Source organism: Citrobacter sp. Awk 4 (assembly GCF_028069725.1).
GTDB lineage: Bacteria > Pseudomonadota > Gammaproteobacteria > Enterobacterales > Enterobacteriaceae > Citrobacter_D.
The window spans coordinates 39852-58440 of record NZ_JANEWG010000031.1 but is presented as its reverse complement, the minus strand read 5'-3'; the positions used below and the strand labels follow the sequence as shown (position 1 = coordinate 58440).

Genomic DNA, 18589 nt, shown 5'->3' with positions numbered 1-18589 from the left:
TCTTCTCAGTGCGTGAATATAATTTCGTATGTAAATTTCCATTATTGATAATAGATTGGTGCTATGTGGCAATATAAATATTATGCAGCTGTAATGTTTTTTTTATTGAGTTTAACCTCAATTTTTCTCCCTATAAAAGTTCATGCCTTTTCGTGTACAAACAATGGTACTCAAACGGTGAGTGTTGATTTAACTCTCCCAGACTCGAATGCAATGGTACTCGTGTCGGATATGAGTACGTATACCATTTGTACTGGCAATGTTGGACCATGGAGCCAGAATGATGCGTTGAGAGTGCAATCATTCACTACGTCGACCGCGCTGGAGAATCAAGGGTATACAGGGTATTTTCAGACACCGTATTCAACATTCCCTGATTCAACGACGTACTCAGTTTGTGCCTGGCCGCAAGTCAGTGATTTGAATTGCGACCCTGTATCAATATCTGAAGCCGGTTACAGTGAACCACTGGCGCTGAAAATTTATGTAAAACGTACCGGGGTAACGACGTCGGATAATTTAGTCTTGAAAGCGGGAACGGAAGTGGCGCGAATTTCACTTGATCAGCGCTCAAATGGCTCCTGGGGATGGAGACGAACGTGGATTTTTGTGCTGGAGAAAGATGTGCCTATTCCGGCGCATACCTGTAATGTGGATGCATCGACACCGTCTACAGTGACATTGAATACTATATCAGCAAACAGTCTGGCGCATCAGGGGAGCACCAGTGCGGCGGCAGATTTTAATATTAAGCTTAAATGCCAGGGAAACGTTGGTGTGAATATATTGCTGGACGGGCAAGAAGATCAGAATGCGACAGCTGAAGGTGTACTTGCGAATATTACAAATTCAACTCCGGCATCCGGAGTCGGTATTCAAATATTATATGATAGTATCCCGGTGAAACTCAGAGAAACTTTTAGCGCAGGAGTCTCCACGGATGGGAACTATGATATTCCGATGCAAGCACGGTATTATCGAACAACGACCTCATCGATCGGTTCTGGAAATATAAAATCTGTGATGACGTATAATTTAACCTATAAATAAAAATATTTTGTACCGTACCGATCACGATATAAATTTCTCATCACAGCGTAAAGAAAAGGCAGAATAATTTCTGCCTTTTCTCTTGACCAATTTACCGATCTTTTCGCCACGCATCTGCCGTTAACGCCTCGCCAAAATGCCCGGCAATCAATCGCTTGGTTAAATCATGTAACGGCGAGGCGAGAACATCCGCGGTGCTGCCGCGCTCAACGACTTCGCCCTGGTGCATCACCAACACCTGATCGCTGATATGTTTCATCATCCCGATATGTTGGGTGACATAGATATAAGAGATACCCTGTTTCTCTTGTAATTCCAGCATCAGATTAATGAGCTGCGAACGCATCGACATATCCAGCGACGCCAGCGCCTCGTCTGCGATGATCACTTTAGGGCGTAAAATTAGTGCGCGGGCCAGTCCCAGACGCTGTTTTTGCCCGGGTGCCAGCATGTGCGGATAATAACTGACGTGATCGGGAAGCAATCCGACCATCCGCATGGTTTCAACGATTTGCTTCTGACGCTGTTCAGGCTCGAGGTCCGTGTTCAGACGCAGTGGAAAATCGAGGATCTGCGAAATGCGTTGACGCGGATTAAGTGACGTTGACGGGTCCTGAAAAATCATCCGAATACACTGACTACGGAACGAATAATCGCCGTAGTGCAGTGGATGATCGTCAATCAGCAGCTCACCGCTGGTGGGTTCGATCATCCCCGCCAGCATTTTCGCCAGCGTCGATTTGCCAGAGCCATTCTCGCCAATAATGGCGAGGGTTTGCTTTTCACGCAGGGTAAAGCTCAGCGGTTTTACCGCCTCAACGGTCTGACGGCGAAACCAGCCTGTGCGGTAGCGAAAGGTTTTGCTCAGATTACGGACTTCAAGCAGCGTTTCCACCATGTCACTCTTTCTCCATATTCAGCGGAAAATGACAGGCGTAGAGATGATTTTTGACCCCGGTCAGGCGCGGGGTTTCAATACATTCTCGTTGAGCATACGGGCAGCGGGGCCCCAGACGACAACCTATCGGTAATTGTTCAAGCAATGGGATCGCCCCCGGCATCGTATTCAGACGGCTTTTATGCGGCATGGCGCTGCCAAAGTCGGGGATAGCGCGGATCAACGCCTGCGTATACGGATGGTGCGGGATCGTCACTAAATCTTTGCTGGGCGCGGTTTCCACTGTTTGTCCGCAGTACATCACGTTGATTTTGTCTGCCCACTGGCTCAGCATCTGCAGGTCGTGGCTGATCAGCAAAATGGTGGTGTTGCTGTTTTGATTCAAACGGGTCAGCAGACGAAAAATTTGCGCCTGTGTGGTGGGCTCCATCGCGTTAGTCGGTTCGTCGGCAATCAGCAAACGTGGCTGATTAGCCAGCGCGATGGCGATCATCACTTTCTGGCATTCACCATCGGTCAGTTCGTAGGGAAAACTGCGCATCGCATCTTTGTGATCTTTAATGCCGACACGGTGCAATAATTCAATGGCGCGGCGTTTACGCCAGCCAATACGCTGCCACCAGCGGCCTTTGTACGTCCAGGCGGGAATATTTTGCATTAACTGACGACCCACGCGCTCGGACGGATCAAGACAGGACTGTGGCTCCTGAAAAATCATGGACACGTTGTGGCCGACCAGCTTACGGCGTTCACGTGCAGAGAGGCGCAACAGGTCGATATCATCAAAGCGCATACGGTCGGCGGTGACGCGCCAGTTGTCTTTTGCGACACCGCAAATTGCTTTGGCGATCAAACTTTTTCCTGACCCTGATTCACCCACCAGACCGCGGATTTCGCCTTCGTTTAAGGTCATGCTGATCCGATCGACGGCTTTTACCCATCCTTCGTCGGTTCTGAATTCAATGGTGAGGTTACGAATATCCAGTAATGGCATTATTCCACCCCCGCAATAATAGCCCGGCGGAGGCCATCGCCAAGCAGGTTAACCAGCAACACACTGATCATAATGGCGCCGCCGGGTAGCATCACGACCCACGGTGCAACATAAATCAGCTCCAGCGCGTCTCCGAGCATGGCTCCCCATTCGGGAGAGGGCAGTTGCGCGCCAAGATCCAGAAAACCCAATGCGGCAATGTCGAGGATCGCCATTGAAAGCGCACGGGTGATTTCGGTGATCAAACCGGCCGTGATGTTGGGCAGAATCGCAAACCAGAGAATATTCAGTGTGGTCGCGCCATCCAGGCGGGCGGCGATGACGTACTCTTTTTCCAGTTCATCATGCACCATGCTATAGACAGAACGCACCATTCGCGGCAGTAACGCCAGCCAGACCGCAAACATCGCATGGCTCAGATGTGGACCGGCAAACGCCACCACGATAATCGCCAGCAACAGTGACGGAATAGAGAGCAGCGTATCCAGAATGTGATTCAGGACAGCGGAACGTAAGCCGTGGGTCGCTCCGGCCACCACCCCAATCACCAGACCGCAAAGCGTGGCGGCGAGCGTTACCACGAATGCGCCGCCGACGGTGGGTGCTGCGCCACTCAGCAATCGACTTAAGACGTCGCGCCCCAGATCGTCGGTTCCGAGAAAGAACGACACTTCACCATAGCGAGACCAGGAAGGCGGCAAAAGCTGGTAGCCGAGGAACTGCTGATCAATACCGTAGGGGGCAAACCAACTACCAAAAATGCACAATATGACCAGCCCCGCACAGCCATACAGGCCGATCATCGCAGTGGTATCGCCATAAAATTTCCGCCAGGCGGTGCGTAGCGTACCCGGTGGGCGTTTTTCGCTGTATACGCTATCGTAGGGCATACCATTCCTTATGTTTCAGAGGGTTAGCCATAGCACCCAAAATGTCAGATAACACATTGACGATGATGACCAACGAACCAATCACCATCACACCCGCAGAAATGGCGGCATAGTCTTGCTGGCGAATGGCATTGATCAACCAGCGGCCCAGTCCCGGCCAGCTAAAGACCATCTCAGTGATCATCGCCAGCGTCAGCATGGTCGAAAATTGCAAACCAAGACGTGGGATCACCGGAGGAAGTGCGTTGTGTAGCACGTGACGGCGCAGAATCGTCAGACGTGATAATCCCCTGGTGGCCGCTGCTTTCACGTAGTTCTGGTCGTACACGTCAATCGTGCTGATCCGCATTAAACGAATCACCTCTGTGGTCGGGGCGACCGCCAGCGTCAAGACCGGTAATACCATGTGGCGCAATGCGCTCATTACCATCTCGTCGCGCCAGGGCGAGTCCGAAATCCACGCATCAATAATGGCGAATCCGGTGACAGGTTTGACTTCATAAAGGAGATCAAAACGACCAGACACCGGCAGCCAGCCGAGTGTCAGCGAAAAGAACAACGTCAACAACAACGCCAGCCAAAATACGGGGATAGAAAAGCCCAGCAAGGCGAGGGTGCTGATAAAGTGATCGGGCCATTTGTTGCGCGTCACGCCTGCCACCATGCCAATCGGAATACCGACCATCAGGGCAAAGCCGAACGCGAGAATACACAGCTCCATCGTGGCGGGAAACACCTCTTTAAGCTGTTCAGAGATTAACTGACCATTAATGCTGGAGACACCGAAATCCCAGTGGATCAGGCCATTGAACCAGAAGATCCAGGCATTCCACAACGATGCGCCCTGAAGCGGCGCGTGCGGCGTAAAGTAACTCAGGCTGAAGCCGATAAACGTCAGGAAAAAGAGCGTAACCAGCAACAGCAAAAAACGACGCAGGGTGAAGATAATCATGGTTTTTTCACCTCTTTGGCTTTTTCCCGCGAGACACCCGCAAAGGAGGCATTGCCAAACGGACTCAGCACCAGCCCTTTGATGTCATAACGATAAGCCTGCAGTCGCAGCGAGGACGCCAGCGGCAGGATCGGCAATTCTGTCGCCAGGATATTTTGCGCTTCATCATACGCGTCAATGCGCGAGGCAAGCTGCTGAGAAGAAAGCGCTTTACGCAGAACGTTGTCAAATTCGGGGTTACACCAGTGGGCGAAGTTGGTTTGCGAATTAATGGCGGCGCAACTCAGCAGCGGACGGAAAAAACTGTCCGGATCGTTACTGTCCGTTGCCCAGCCGGACAACGTCAAATCATGGTTCATGTCCATCAACCGCGCCTCCTGGAAACGCCCCTCTACCGGGACAATCACCACTTTGACACCCACCTGAGCCATGTCCGCCTGGATCAGTTCAGCCGTTTTCAGCGGGCTTGGGTTCCACGCCTGAGAGCTGGTGGGCACCCACAATTTCAACGTTAAATTCTCCAGTCCCAGCGCTTTTAACTGCTCGCGGGATTTGGCGGGATTGTACTCTGTAATTTTAGCCTCGTTGTCATAGGCCCACGAGGCGCGCGGCAAAATAGAGGCGGCGGTTTCCGCCGTACCGTAGTAGATCGACTGCATCAAACGCTGGTTATTGATGGCCAGCGCCAGCGCGTGTCGTACCGCAGGGTTATTCAGCGGGGGCTTGTTGGTATTAAACGCCAGATAGGCGATGTTCATCCCCGGGCGTAGCGTGAGACGCAGGCGAGGATCATCGCGTAAAATCGTTAACTGGCTGGCGGCAGGCCAGGCCAACACGTCACACTCGCCGGTCAGCAATTTAGACAAACGTCCGGTACCGCCAGAGCCTAAATCGACGACGACTTGAGGCATCAATGGCGTTCCACGCCAGAATTCGCCATGTCGTTGCAGACGAATGTATTGACCCGAACGGTATTCAGAAAGCTGGAAAGGTCCGGTCCCGACAGGCTGACGGTCCAGTAATTCCTGGCGATCCTGTTTGGCCAGGTTCGCCGCATATTCTGCCGACATCACCGAGGCGTAATGCGTTGCCAGATGCCATAAAAATGATGCATCGGGCTGCGTCAGACGAAACTCGACGGTGTAATTATCCAGTTTGCGTACGCTTTGGACGTTATCGGCAAATTGCAGGCTGTCGAAGTAGGGGAAATTGCCGCCATTAACGTTATGCCACGGATGATGACGGTCAAAAATGCGTTCGAAAGTAAATACCACGTCATCCGCATTCAGTTTACGGGTAGGGGTAAACCAGGCCGTTTTTTGAAACGGAACGTCGCGGCGTAAGTTAAAACGGTAGGTTGCTCCGTTGTCGAGCACTTCCCAGCTTTCCGCCAGTTCAGGCATCAGGCGATAGGTATAAGGATCCACATCCAACAGCCGGTCGTACAACTGGGCGGCAAGCGTATCGACGATAAGACCGCTGCTCGCTTTTTGCGGATTAAATGTGTTGACCTGCCCGCTGACACAGTAGACAAAGCCGCTCTCGCGAATATCAGCACGCGGGGGCAGTTCAGGCGCGGCGGCAGCCTGACCACTGAGAAGTCCAGCTATCACTACCAGAGACGATAAAACCAGGCGCATAATTTTTAAGGTTTTTAGATTCAATCTATAAAGTGTATCGCACTACGACCCACCAGGTAAAAATGTCTGCGGGTAACTGGTGCAAATGTCATCAATTCTGGTGAAGGAATCACTAAATCTGATGTTTTTTAAGCAATGCGCGCAGTTGATGGTAAGTCAAACCCAATAATTCCGCGGCGCGTTTTTGATTAAATTTTGCCTGCTGCAGACTGCGTTGCAGTAAATCTCTCTCTTGCTGTTGCTGAAATTCACGTAAATCGACAGGCAGTTCAGGGATCGATGCGGGCGTTTCTCTGTTTTCAATGGCAACGGCTTGTCGCTTAAAAGGATTGAGAATGATCTCGTCGAGCGGGTAATCGCTGGTACCGTGCCGGTAGACCGACCGTTCAACCACATTTTTCAGCTCACGAATATTGCCCGGCCAGCGGTAGTGCAGCAGCGTCTCTTTTGCGCGCTCGCTAAATCCAGGGAAAAGCGGCAAACGGATTTCACGACACATCTGAATCGCAAAATGTTCAGCCATTAACATGATATCAGCCTGTCGCTCACGCAGAGGTGGGAGCTGTACTACATCGAAGGCCAGCCGGTCCAGCAGGTCGGCACGAAACGTCCCCTCATCAACCATCCGGGGCAGATCGGCGTTAGTGGCGCAGACCAAACGCACATTGACCTGCAACGGCTGACTGCCGCCGACGCGCTCCAACTCACCGTATTCGATGACCCGCAGCAGTTTTTCCTGTACCAGCATGGGGGCCGTCGCCAGCTCATCCAGAAACAGCGTGCCACCATCGGCGCGCTCAAAACGCCCCGGATGGCGCTTTTGCGCGCCGGTAAATGCGCCAGCTTCATGACCAAATAACTCCGTGTCGAGCAGATTTTCATTGAGCGCGGCGCAGTTCAGCGAAATAAACGGACCCTGCCAGCGAGAAGAGAGAAAGTGCAGGCGGTTGGCGATGAGTTCTTTCCCTGTCCCGCGTTCACCAATAATCAACACCGGTTTATCCAGCGGCGCCAGATGAGAAACCTGCTCCAGCACTTCAAGAAAACTGTTGGCCTCGCCCAGAAGGTTATCTTTGTATTCTGCCATGATTAAATTCACCACTTGTTAGTGTTATTCACCACTCTAACCTGAATTGCTGGCGAGGTAAAATTATACATCTTGTTTATAATCAATCGATTAAAAAGTTGGCACGTGAATTGTATTAGAGCTACAGCAGGGCATAGCCCGATATCAGAAAAATTGTGAGGATTGAATTATGGGTATTTTTTCTCGTTTTGCCGACATCGTGAACGCCAACATCAACGCGCTGTTGGAAAAGGCTGAAGATCCGCAGAAACTGGTGCGACTGATGATTCAGGAAATGGAAGACACCCTGGTTGAAGTCCGTTCCAACTCTGCGCGAGCGCTGGCGGAAAAGAAACAGTTGTCCCGTCGTATTGAGCAAGCTGTTGCCCAACAGACAGAGTGGCAGGAGAAAGCGGAACTGGCGTTGCGCAAAGAGAAAGACGATCTGGCGCGTGCCGCGTTAATTGAAAAGCAGAAACTGACTGATCTTATCGCCACCCTCGAACATGAAGTGACGTTGGTGGACGACACGCTAACGCGCATGAAGAAAGAGATTGGCGAGCTGGAGAATAAACTCAGTGAAACGCGCGCCCGTCAGCAGGCCCTGATGTTACGTCACCAGGCCGCAAGCTCTTCTCGTGATGTGCGCCGTCAACTGGACAGCGGTAAGCTGGACGAAGCGATGGCCCGCTTTGAATCTTTTGAACGCCGTATTGATCAGATGGAAGCGGAGGCGGAAAGCCATAACTTTGGCAAACAGAGAACGCTGGATCAGCAGTTTGCCGACCTGAAAGCCGATGATGAAATCAGCGAGCAGCTGGCGCAACTGAAAGCCAAAATGAAACAAGACAATCAATAATAACTGCAGGCGGCGTCTGAATGCGCCGCCGCTCATTACCTGTAAGGAGTACTCATGAGCGCGCTATTTCTGGCCATACCGTTAACCATCTTTGTGCTGTTTGTGTTGCCGATTTGGTTATGGCTGCATTACAGCAACCGCTCCAGCCGTGGGGAACTGTCGCAAAGTGAGCAGCAACGTTTGGCGCAATTAACCGACGACGCGCAACGCATGCGCGAACGCATTCAGGCGCTGGAAGATATTCTCGATGCTGAACATCCGAACTGGAGGGATCGCTAATGGGAGGGATTGATTTGAATAAAAAGCTCTGGCGCATTCCGCAGCAGGGCATGGTGCGTGGCGTCTGCGCCGGGATCGCCAACTATCTGGATGTGCCGGTGAAACTGGTGCGGATCCTGGTGGTGCTGTCGATTTTCTTCGGACTGGCGTTCTTTACGCTGGTGGCATATATCATTTTGACGTTTGTGCTTGATCCACTGCCGGACAACATGGCCACGGGCGAGCAACACCCTTCAAGCGGTGAATTGCTGGATGCCGTCGACAGGGAACTGGCGGCGGGTGAAAAGCGCCTGCGTGAAATGGAGCGCTATGTTACGTCGGACACGTTCACGCTGCGCAGCCGTTTCCGTCAGTTGTAATAAAGAGAGTTCATCAGATGAATACACGCTGGCAACGCGCCGGGCAAAAGGTGAAGCCGGGCTTTAAATTCGCAGGGAAACTGGTTCTGCTGACCGCGCTACGCTATGGCCCGGCCGGTGTGGCAGGGTGGGCCATCAAATCTGTCGCCCGCCGTCCGCTGAAAATGTTGCTGGTTTTGGCGCTGGAACCCTTATTGAAACGTGCGGCGGCAAAAATTTCCCGCCGCTATGGGCAATGATAGCGTGCCCGCACTACCTGCTAAAAAACCGGCGTAGAATACCTCTTTTCAATTCCCCCCCAGCAAAGACAAGAACATGTTGAGAAAAGGACTTTTTGCGCGGGTATTCGCTATCAGCAGGAACAGATTCAGGGTGCTATCAACAATCCATTGAAAAATGATGAAGGCATACAGCCACTGAATTGATAATGAAGAATCTGTCCCTATCTTTAATTTCTGCTGGTTATAATTTTTTCGGGTCTTCAGGCATAACGGGATGGCGATGAAGCGATTTAAAAATGAATTCAATGCGCTGGTCAATCGTGGGGTCGACAGGCATCTGCGCTTGGCGGTGACCGGACTGAGCCGCAGTGGTAAAACGGCGTTTATCACGGCGATGGTGAATCAACTGCTGAATGTGCATACCGGCGCTCGCCTGCCACTGCTCAGCGCCGTGCGGGAAGAGCGTCTGCTCGGCGTAAAGCGGGTACCGCAACGTGATTTTGGTATTCCGCGTTTTACCTACGATGAGGGGCTGGCCCAGCTTTATGGTCAGCCACCAGGCTGGCCGACACCGACGCGCGGCGTGAGTGAAATTCGCCTCGCGTTACGTTACAAATCTAACGATTCCCTGCTGCGCCATTTCAAAGATACGTCTACTTTGTATCTGGAAATCGTGGACTATCCCGGTGAATGGCTGCTCGATTTACCGATGCTGGCACAGGATTACCTGAGCTGGTCGCGGCAAATGACCGGTCTGCTGCACGGCAAACGGGGCGAGTGGTCAGCCAAATGGCGTCAGTTATGCGACGGGCTGGATCCGCTGGCGCCCGCCGATGAAAACCGTCTGGCTGACATTGCGGCAGCGTGGACTGACTATCTGCATCAATGCAAACAAGAAGGTTTACATTTCATCCAGCCGGGACGCTTTGTATTACCGGGGGATATGGCGGGGGCGCCAGCCCTGCAATTCTTCCCGTGGCCGGATGTGGATGCGTTTGGCGAATCAAAACTGGCGCAGGCCGACAAACACACCAATGCCGGAATGTTGCGCGAGCGCTTTAATTACTACTGCGAAAAAGTGGTGAAAGGGTTCTACAAAAACCACTTCCTGCGCTTTGATCGGCAGATCGTATTGGTGGACTGCTTGCAGCCGCTCAACAGCGGACCGCAGGCGTTTAATGATATGCGTCTGGCCTTGACGCAATTGATGCAAAGCTTCCATTACGGGCAACGCACGTTGTTTCGTCGGCTTTTTTCTCCTGTCATCGACAAATTGCTGTTTGCCGCCACCAAAGCGGATCACGTTACCGTCGATCAACACGCCAATATGGTCTCTTTGCTCCAGCAACTGATCCAGGATGCCTGGCAGAACGCCGCTTTTGAGGGGATCAGTATGGATTGCCTGGGGCTGGCATCTGTCCAGGCAACGACCAGCGGGTTGATTGATGTGAATGGGGAAAAAATCCCTGCGCTGCGTGGAGATCGCCTGAGCGATGGTAAACCACTGACCGTCTATCCCGGTGAGGTGCCTGCGCGTTTGCCTGGACCTGCGTTTTGGGACAGCCAGGGGTTTCAGTTTGAAGCGTTTCGCCCACAGGTGATGGATGTAGACAAACCATTACCGCATATTCGTCTGGATGCCGCGCTGGAGTTTTTGATAGGAGATAAATTGCGATGACCGAACCGTTGAAACCGCGTATCGATTTCGCAGGGCCGCTGGAAGCAGAACAACATCCGACCTTTAAGTCGCAACAGTCCTTCAGCGAAACGGAAGCGCAGACCTTCGCGCCTGTGAAGGCAGAAGAGCCGCTGGAGGACGAAGGGCAGGCAGAAGCGGTGATTGATGCGGCATTACGTCCGAAACGCAGTCTGTGGCGCAAAATGGTGATGGGCGGGCTGGCGCTGTTTGGCGTAAGCGTCGTCGGCCAGGGCGTTCAGTGGACGATGAATGCCTGGCAAACCCAGGACTGGGCCGCGCTTGGCGGCTGTGCGGCAGGTATGTTGATTATCGGCGCGGGCGTTGGGTCGGTGGCGACCGAGTGGCGTCGGTTGTGGCGGTTACGCCAGCGCGCGCATGAGCGCGATGAAGCGCGTGAGTTGTTACATAGCGTCGGCACCGGTAAAGGGCGCGCTTTCTGTGAGAAGCTGGCGCAGCAGGCGGGTATTGATCAGTCACATCCGGCGTTGCAACGCTGGTACGCGTCGATTCATGAGACGCAAAATGATCGGGAAGTCGTCACCCTGTACGCGCATCTGGTGCAACCCGTGCTGGACGCGCAGGCCAGGCGAGAAATCAGCCGCTCGGCGGCGGAATCGACCCTGATGATTGCCGTCAGCCCGTTAGCGCTGGTGGATATGGCTTTCATTGCCTGGCGTAATTTACGCCTGATTAACCGCATCGCCACGTTGTACGGCATTGAATTGGGGTATTACAGCCGCTTGCGGTTGTTTCGTCTGGTACTACTGAACATTGCGTTTGCGGGCGCCAGTGAACTGGTGCGTGAAGTGGGGATGGACTGGATGTCGCAGGATCTGGCGGCCTGTTTATCCACCCGCGCCGCGCAGGGGATAGGCGCCGGACTGTTGACCGCCCGCCTGGGGATTAAAGCGATGGAGCTTTGCCGTCCTTTACCATGGATTGATGATGATAAACCGCGTCTGGGGGATTTTCGGCGTCAATTGGTGGGGCAGCTCAAAGAGACGCTGCAGAAAAACAAACCTTCCCGCGAAAATTAACCCTGATCAGGGGCGCTGACCGTACAGCTTTACGCGTCAGCGCCCATTTTTCCACCATGCTGTCAATATTTGTTGACAGACTCCTTCCTGCTAACCGAATAGTGGCTTATCATCTGTCTAATAGCTCATTGTTTAGGTGAAGGTTCCCATGCGTCTGGAAGTCTTTTGTGAAGATCGTCTAGGTCTGACCCGTGAATTGCTGGATTTACTGGTACTTCGCAGCATTGATTTACGTGGTATTGAGATTGACCCCATCGGGCGGATTTACCTTAATTTTGCTGAACTGGAGTTCACCAACTTCAGCAGCCTGATGGCGGAGATTCGTCGCATCGCGGGCGTCACTGATGTGCGCACCGTGCCGTGGATGCCGTCCGAGCGCGAACATCTGGCGCTCAGCGCGTTACTTGAGGCGCTCCCGGAGCCGGTTATGTCGCTGGACATGAAAAGCAAAGTAGAGATGGCGAACCCCGCGAGCTGTCAGCTTTTCGCGCAAAACCTGGAGCGCATGCGTAATCACACGGCAGCGCAATTGATCAATGGTTTTAACTTTCAGCGCTGGCTGGAGGGAAATCCGAAGGGCTCCCACAACGAACATGTGGTGATTAACGGCCAGAATTTCCTGATGGAAATTACGCCGGTCCATCTGCAGGGCGAGAACGACGAACATATGCTGACTGGGGCGGTGGTGATGCTGCGCTCCACGCTGCGGATGGGGCGTCAGTTGCAGAACCTGAACACCCAGGATCTGAGTGCGTTTAGTCAGGTTATTGCCGTTAGCGCAAAAATGAAACATGTGGTTGAACAGGCACGTAAACTGGCAATGTTGAGCGCGCCGCTGTTGATCACTGGGGATACCGGGACAGGGAAAGATCTCTTTGCGCATGCCTGTCATCTGGCGAGCCCACGCGCGGCAAAACCGTATCTGGCGTTGAACTGCGCGTCCATTCCGGAAGATGCGGTGGAAAGCGAGCTATTTGGTCACGCGCCGGAAGGCAAAAAAGGCTTCTTCGAACAGGCGAACGGTGGCTCGGTGCTGTTGGATGAAATTGGCGAGATGTCGCCGCGTATGCAGACGAAACTGTTGCGCTTTCTCAATGACGGTACGTTCCGCCGGGTGGGCGAAGACCAGGAGGTTCACGTGGATGTCCGGGTGATTTGCGCCACCCAGAAGAACCTGGTGGAATTGGTGCAAAAAGGGCTGTTCCGCGAAGATTTGTATTATCGCCTGAATGTTCTGACGCTCAACCTGCCGCCGCTCCGCGACTGCCCGCAGGACATTATGCCACTCACCGAACTGTTCGTGGCGCGTTTTGCCGATGAGCAGGGTGTGCCAAGACCTAAACTTGCAGCCGATCTTGGTACGGTACTCACCCGTTACGGCTGGCCCGGTAACGTGCGTCAGCTTAAAAATGCCATTTACCGCGCGTTGACTCAACTGGAAGGCTACGAGCTGCGGCCACAGGACATTTTATTGCCGGATTACGATGCCGCGACCGTTGCTGTCGGAGAAGATGCGATGGAAGGGTCGCTGGATGATATTACCAGTCGTTTTGAGCGTTCTGTATTGACGCAGCTTTATCGCAATTATCCCAGTACGCGTAAGCTGGCGAAACGGTTGGGAGTGTCACACACCGCGATTGCCAATAAATTGCGTGAGTATGGTTTGAGCCAGAAGAAGAACGACGAGTAACAGCAGAAAAGAAAATGCCTCCAGAATCGGAGGCATTTTTGTATCCGCAGGGATTAGGCTTTCAGAACATCCAGCGCGGCGGTGTAGTCAGGTTCGTTGGTGATTTCATTCACCAGCTCACTGAAAATGACCTTGTCGTTTTCATCGATAACTACCACGGCACGTGCCGCCAGGCCTTTCAGCGGACCTTCGGTGATTTCCACACCGTAGTTTTTCAGAAAATCACTGTTACGCAGCGTGGAGAGGGTGATAACGTTGCTCAGGCCTTCCGCGCCGCAGAAACGAGACTGGGCAAACGGCAGGTCAGCAGAAATGCACAGCACGACGGTGTTGTCGATTTCTGTCGCGAGTTGGTTAAACTTACGTACCGATGCCGCACATACGCCGGTATCAATACTCGGGAAAATATTCAGCACTTTACGTTTGCCAGCAAACTGAGTCAGTGCGACGTCAGACAGGTCTTTTGCCACGAGGGTAAAAGCCTGCGCTTTGCTACCAGCCTGAGGAATGGAGTTGGCGACTGCAACGGGGTTGCCCTGGAAATGAACGGTTTGTGACATGGTTATCTTCCTGTTTACATATAGTTAACGTCGCGGTTAGTTTATGCCATCAGTAGTTAACACGGCAAACGCTATTTGTGGTGAATCGCACGCCGCCGCAGCATAAGGAGCACGAATGAGATCGGTGAAGGTGTATGAGGAAGCCTGGCCACTGCACACCCCCTTTGTTATTGCGCGAGGGAGTCGGACACAAGCGCATGTGGTGGTCGTGGAGCTGGAAGAAAACGGTGTGAAAGGTATCGGCGAATGTACGCCTTACCCCCGATACGGTGAAAGCGATGCCTCGGTGCTGGCGCAGATTATGAGTATCGCCCCGCAACTGGAAAAAGGGTTGACCCGCGAAGCCTTGCAGCAATTATTACCTGCTGGCGCTGCGCGTAACGCGGTAGATTGCGCATTGTGGGATTTAAGCGCCCGCCAGCAGCAGCAAACGCTGGCTGAATGTGTGGGCATCGCGTTGAATTCACCGGTGATTACAGCGCAAACCGTGGTGATTGGAACGCCAGAGCAGATGGCGGCCAGCGCGGCGGCCCTGTGGGAAAACGGGGCGACACTTCTGAAGGTGAAGCTCGATGATCGACTGATCAGTGAGCGTATGGTGGCGATTCGTGCGGCGGTACCCGAGGCGACACTGATTGTCGATGCCAATGAGTCCTGGCAGGCGAGCGGTCTGGCTGCCCGCTGTCAGCTACTGGCCGATTTGGGGGTGGCGATGCTGGAGCAGCCGTTACCGGCGCAGGATGATGCCGCTCTGGAGAATTTTGTTCACCCGCTGCCTGTTTGCGCGGATGAGAGTTGTCATACCCGTGGCAGCCTGAAATCGCTGCAAGGGCGTTATGAGATGGTCAATATTAAACTGGACAAAGCCGGAGGGCTGACGGAAGCATTAGCCTTAGCCACTGAAGCCAAAGCGCAGGGGTTTGGTTTAATGCTGGGCTGCATGTTATGCACGTCGCGTGCTATCAGCGCTGCGCTACCGCTGACGACGCAGGTGAGTTTCGCCGATCTCGATGGCCCGACCTGGCTTGCGGTGGATGTCGAGCCAGCGCTGCATTTTACGACCGGCAAACTCCATCTTTAGGATGCCAGCGAAGCAGATTTGACATAGCCAGCAGATACTTCTCGCTGGCTTCGTCGGACGAAATGGGCGGAAACTCGGCGGTGATACAGTGCAGGTTCAGATCGGCACACCAACTGCCAAAGGATCCTGGCGTTTCGTAACCAACGCTTGTCACCAGCGGCAATTCGAACATCTGCGCCAGCCATGCGCCCAATTCACTGTGTTTAGGATCTTCAATGCAGGCCAGTGGGTCGTGGAACGACACGACCCACGCAGGGTGAATCCGGTGAATGAGTTGACACAATGCCTGGGTTTCCGGTTCCGAACCCGAGTGTTCTCCGGTAAGCAACACCACATCGCGCTGTTCTGCAGCGCTGTTCCAGCGATAAACCGTTTCACCTGCCTTCCAGTTTGCCGCCGGAAAATTGCGATTTAAATCGACGCCGTTGGCATTGGCGCGCAGCCCGAGCTGGCAACCATCCGGATTGACGGCCAGCACCACATGATGACGACGTAAAGACGGGGTGAGGGTGCGCAGCGCGCAGGAGAGGGTGACCATCGATGAGTTTTCATCACCGTGGGTGCCCGCTAAGATCAGACCGCTTTCGCGATCGGCCGCTGGAGCCGGAAACCAGATCAACGGCGCCCCTAAGAGTGAACGTCCGTAATGTTCGGTGCCTGGCGGAAATGCGCCGCGTTCGGCGCGAGGGCGAGTAACGGTCATAAGCGTCTCTGAATGCTGGAGTTATTACTCGCAGTGTTGTGCAAATTTCGCGGATAATCAAATCGTTTTCGCAGACCTCGTGTTCTCGTTGTAATATCAATTTTCTGTGGGAAGTTATTTGCTTTTCCCATAGTTAAAACAAATAATTACGCCGTCATTTTACTCAGGATTAACTTATCGATTGGGGTACCTTATGAAGCTCTCTGTTTCAGTAACCTGTTGTGCGCTGTTGGTTAGCAGCATCTTTCAGACTCATGCTGCAGATGTTCCCAACGGAACGGTACTGGCAGAAAAACAAGAGCTGGTGCGCCACATTAAAGATGAGCCTGCATCGCTTGATCCGGCGAAAGCCGTTGGATTACCAGAAATTCAGGTGATCCGTGACCTGTTTGAAGGTCTGGTCAATCAAAACGACAAAGGTGAAATTATTCCGGGTGTCGCTACCCAGTGGAAGAGCAATGACAACCGTGTCTGGACGTTTACCCTGCGCGACAACGCTAAATGGGCCGACGGTAGCCCGGTCACGGCGCACGATTTTGTCTATAGCTGGCAGCGTCTGGTCGATCCTAAGACACTTTCACCGTTCGCCTGGTTTGCCGCGCTGGCGGGAATTAATAATGCGCAGGCGATTATAGATGGTAAGGCTACGCCAGATAAATTAGGCGTCATTGCCGTTGATTCGCGAACGTTAAAAATTCACCTGGATAAACCGTTACCCTGGTTTGTGAATCTGACCGCCAACTTTGCATTTTATCCGGTGCAGAAAGCCAACGTAGAGAGCGGAAAGGACTGGACTAAGCCAGGTCATTTGATCGGCAACGGCGCTTACGTTTTGAAAGATCGCGTGGTCAATGAAAAGCTGGTCGTCGTGCCAAATACGCATTACTGGGATAATGCGAAAACCGTCATCCAAAAAGTGACGTTCCTGCCCATCAACCAGGAATCATCCGCGACCAAACGCTATCTGGCGGGAGATATTGATATCACGGAGTCCTTCCCGAAAAATCTGTATCAGAAATTGCTGAAGGATATTCCGGGTCAGGTTTATACCCCACCGCAACTGGGCACTTATTATTATGCCTTCAATACACAAAAAGGCCCGACTGCGGATTCTCGTGTGCGCCTGGCATTAAGTATGACCATCGACCGGCGTATTATGGCTGAAAAAGTGTTGGGCACCGGGGAAAAACCGGCCTGGCATTTTACCCCGGATGTGACGGCAGGATTTACGCCTGAACCTTCACCGTTTGAGCAAATGAGTCAGGAAGAGCTGAATGCGCAGGCAAAAACGTTACTGCGTGCGGCGGGCTATGGTCCGAATCGTCCGTTAAATCTGACGCTGCTGTATAATACGTCTGAAAATCATCAAAAAATTGCGATTGCCGTGGCATCGATGTGGAAGAAAAACCTCGGCGTGGATGTGAAACTGCAAAACCAGGAATGGAAAACCTATATCGATAGCCGTAATACCGGTAATTTTGATGTCATTCGTGCGTCCTGGGTCGGGGATTACAACGAACCGTCTACTTTCCTGTCGCTGCTGACCTCAACGCATACCGGTAATATTTCTCGTTTCAACAACCCGGCTTACGATAAGGTGCTTACTCAGGCAACTCTGGAAAATACCGCGCAGGCACGTAATGCGGATTATAATGCCGCAGAAAAAATCCTGATGGATCAAGCGCCGATTGCGCCAATTTATCAGTACACCAATGGCCGTTTAATTAAACCCTGGCTGAAAGGTTATCCTATTACGAATCCGGAAGACGTGGCCTACAGCCGGACTATGTATATCGAAAAACACTGATAAACAGTCAACAATAAACCCAACGCTGGCGCTATTTTTAGCGCCAGTGTCTCTTTATTCGTTCACATTATTCGTTCACATTTTTACTGCTGCAATAATTCGGCAAATTTCGCCAGCCATTGCGGATGTGCAGGCCAGGCGGGGGCGGTGACCAGATTGCCATCAACATGAGCCTGGTCAATACCGATGTCAGCATACTGCCCGCCGCTGAGCCGAACCTCCGGCGCACAGGCCGGGTAGGCGCTGCAGGTACGTCCTTTTAGTATTCCAGCGGCCGCCAGCAACTGGGCACCGTGGCAAACGGCAGCAATAGGTTTACCCGCAGCGTCGAACGCCTGCACCAGTTTGATGACGCTATCATTTAAGCGCAGATATTCAGGCGCACGCCCGCCGGGGATCAACAGCGCGTCATAATTCTTTTCTTTCGCCGCGGCAAAATCGGCGTTGAGCGTAAAACGGTGACCGGGTTTCTCGCTATAGGTTTGGGCGCCATCGAAATCATGAATCGCCGTCATAATATAGTCGCCTTTGGCTTTGTCAGGGCAGACCGCATCAACCTGATGACCAATCATCTGCAATGCCTGAAACGGCACCATTGTTTCGTAATCTTCAGCGTAATCACCCACCAGCATTAGAATTTTCTTGCCCATCCTCACCACCCCTGTATGAATAAAGATGTCTAAGATATAGCCTGGAGGAAGCGGGAATGCGAACTTGCACCGGTTTCCAGGGCTGGCGCCAGCGGCTCCTTTTCACTTACTATCCCACTATCATCCAGGTGTTATCACCGGGCTTTCAGGGAAG

Annotated in this window: 19 protein-coding genes; 10 read left to right on the top strand and 9 right to left on the bottom strand. The window is 52.7% G+C overall.

Going from position 1 to position 18589, the window contains the following annotated elements; all coding sequences use genetic code 11:
• The first annotated feature begins 231 nt into the window (after positions 1-231).
• Positions 232-1050, top strand: a complete 819-nt coding sequence (locus tag NNO04_RS14410) for a fimbrial protein (protein ID WP_271445247.1) — start codon at positions 232-234, stop codon at positions 1048-1050.
• A 91-nt stretch (positions 1051-1141) separates the two neighbouring features.
• Here NNO04_RS14410 and sapF read toward each other — a convergent pair whose 3' ends face one another.
• The 6 genes from sapF to pspF all read right to left on the bottom strand — a co-directional run bounded on the left by sapF (position 1142) and on the right by pspF (position 7511).
• Positions 1142-1948 carry a peptide ABC transporter ATP-binding protein SapF gene (sapF, locus tag NNO04_RS14405; protein WP_271445246.1) on the bottom strand — a complete coding sequence of 269 codons (807 nt, stop codon included), beginning with the start codon at positions 1946-1948 and terminating at the stop codon, positions 1142-1144.
• A gap of 1 nt (position 1949) precedes the next feature.
• Positions 1950-2942 (bottom strand): peptide ABC transporter ATP-binding protein SapD, encoded by a 993-nt coding sequence (gene sapD, locus NNO04_RS14400; RefSeq protein ID WP_271445245.1) that lies wholly within the window; start codon positions 2940-2942, stop codon positions 1950-1952.
• Complete coding sequence (gene sapC / locus NNO04_RS14395) at positions 2942-3832, bottom strand: peptide ABC transporter permease SapC (protein ID WP_271445244.1); 891 nt, start codon at positions 3830-3832, stop codon at positions 2942-2944. Before sapC ends, sapD begins: the two co-directional genes overlap by 1 nt.
• Entirely contained in the window at positions 3819-4784 is a 966-nt protein-coding gene (gene sapB / locus NNO04_RS14390; protein ID WP_271445243.1) for a peptide ABC transporter permease SapB, read from the bottom strand. The genes sapC and sapB overlap by 14 nt, the downstream gene beginning before the upstream one ends.
• Complete coding sequence (sapA, locus tag NNO04_RS14385) at positions 4781-6424, bottom strand: ABC transporter substrate-binding protein SapA (protein WP_271445242.1); 1644 nt, start codon at positions 6422-6424, stop codon at positions 4781-4783. The genes sapB and sapA overlap by 4 nt, the downstream gene beginning before the upstream one ends.
• Positions 6425-6536: 112 nt before the next feature.
• The gene (gene pspF / locus NNO04_RS14380; protein ID WP_271445241.1) at positions 6537-7511 is read right to left on the bottom strand and encodes a phage shock protein operon transcriptional activator; all 975 of its coding nucleotides are present in this window, start codon (positions 7509-7511) and stop codon (positions 6537-6539) included.
• Between the two features lie 169 nt (positions 7512-7680).
• Here pspF and pspA point away from each other — a divergent pair, with 169 nt between their 5' ends.
• The 7 genes from pspA to tyrR all read left to right on the top strand — a co-directional run bounded on the left by pspA (position 7681) and on the right by tyrR (position 13634).
• Entirely contained in the window at positions 7681-8349 is a 669-nt protein-coding gene (gene pspA / locus NNO04_RS14375) for a phage shock protein PspA (RefSeq protein ID WP_271445240.1), read from the top strand.
• Positions 8350-8403: 54 nt separating this feature from the next.
• The gene (gene pspB / locus NNO04_RS14370) at positions 8404-8628 is read left to right on the top strand and encodes an envelope stress response membrane protein PspB (protein ID WP_271445239.1); all 225 of its coding nucleotides are present in this window, start codon (positions 8404-8406) and stop codon (positions 8626-8628) included.
• Complete coding sequence (gene pspC, locus NNO04_RS14365) at positions 8628-8987, top strand: envelope stress response membrane protein PspC (RefSeq protein WP_271445238.1); 360 nt, start codon at positions 8628-8630, stop codon at positions 8985-8987. Before pspB ends, pspC begins: the two co-directional genes overlap by 1 nt.
• Positions 8988-9004: 17 nt before the next feature.
• A complete protein-coding gene (pspD, locus tag NNO04_RS14360; protein WP_271445237.1) occupies positions 9005-9226 on the top strand; it encodes a phage shock protein PspD in 222 nt (73 codons plus the stop codon).
• Between the two features lie 262 nt (positions 9227-9488).
• Positions 9489-10886, top strand: coding sequence for a YcjX family protein (locus NNO04_RS14355; protein WP_271445236.1), 1398 nt, complete (start codon positions 9489-9491; stop codon positions 10884-10886).
• Positions 10883-11944 carry a YcjF family protein gene (locus NNO04_RS14350; RefSeq protein WP_271445235.1) on the top strand — a complete coding sequence of 354 codons (1062 nt, stop codon included), beginning with the start codon at positions 10883-10885 and terminating at the stop codon, positions 11942-11944. Before NNO04_RS14355 ends, NNO04_RS14350 begins: the two co-directional genes overlap by 4 nt.
• A gap of 148 nt (positions 11945-12092) precedes the next feature.
• On the top strand, positions 12093-13634 hold the full coding sequence (gene tyrR, locus NNO04_RS14345; RefSeq protein ID WP_271445234.1) for a transcriptional regulator TyrR: 1542 nt from the start codon (positions 12093-12095) through the stop codon (positions 13632-13634).
• 53 nt (positions 13635-13687) lie between these two features.
• On the opposite strand, the gene tpx is transcribed toward tyrR, so the two are convergent.
• A complete protein-coding gene (gene tpx / locus NNO04_RS14340; RefSeq protein ID WP_271445233.1) occupies positions 13688-14194 on the bottom strand; it encodes a thiol peroxidase in 507 nt (168 codons plus the stop codon).
• A gap of 115 nt (positions 14195-14309) precedes the next feature.
• Between tpx and ycjG the strand changes: the two genes are divergently transcribed.
• Positions 14310-15275 carry an L-Ala-D/L-Glu epimerase gene (gene ycjG / locus NNO04_RS14335; protein ID WP_271445232.1) on the top strand — a complete coding sequence of 322 codons (966 nt, stop codon included), beginning with the start codon at positions 14310-14312 and terminating at the stop codon, positions 15273-15275.
• Here ycjG and mpaA read toward each other — a convergent pair.
• Positions 15250-15978, bottom strand: coding sequence for a murein tripeptide amidase MpaA (gene mpaA / locus NNO04_RS14330; protein ID WP_271445231.1), 729 nt, complete (start codon positions 15976-15978; stop codon positions 15250-15252). The two genes, ycjG and mpaA, sit on opposite strands and share 26 nt — an antisense overlap.
• 193 nt (positions 15979-16171) lie before the next feature.
• On the opposite strand from mpaA, the gene NNO04_RS14325 reads away from it, so the two are divergent.
• On the top strand, positions 16172-17785 hold the full coding sequence (locus NNO04_RS14325; protein WP_271445230.1) for a peptide ABC transporter substrate-binding protein: 1614 nt from the start codon (positions 16172-16174) through the stop codon (positions 17783-17785).
• Between the two features lie 83 nt (positions 17786-17868).
• Here the strand turns inward: NNO04_RS14325 and NNO04_RS14320 are convergent, their stop codons facing one another.
• A complete protein-coding gene (locus NNO04_RS14320) occupies positions 17869-18435 on the bottom strand; it encodes a DJ-1/PfpI family protein (protein WP_271445229.1) in 567 nt (188 codons plus the stop codon).
• Between the last annotated feature and the right edge of the window lie 154 nt (positions 18436-18589).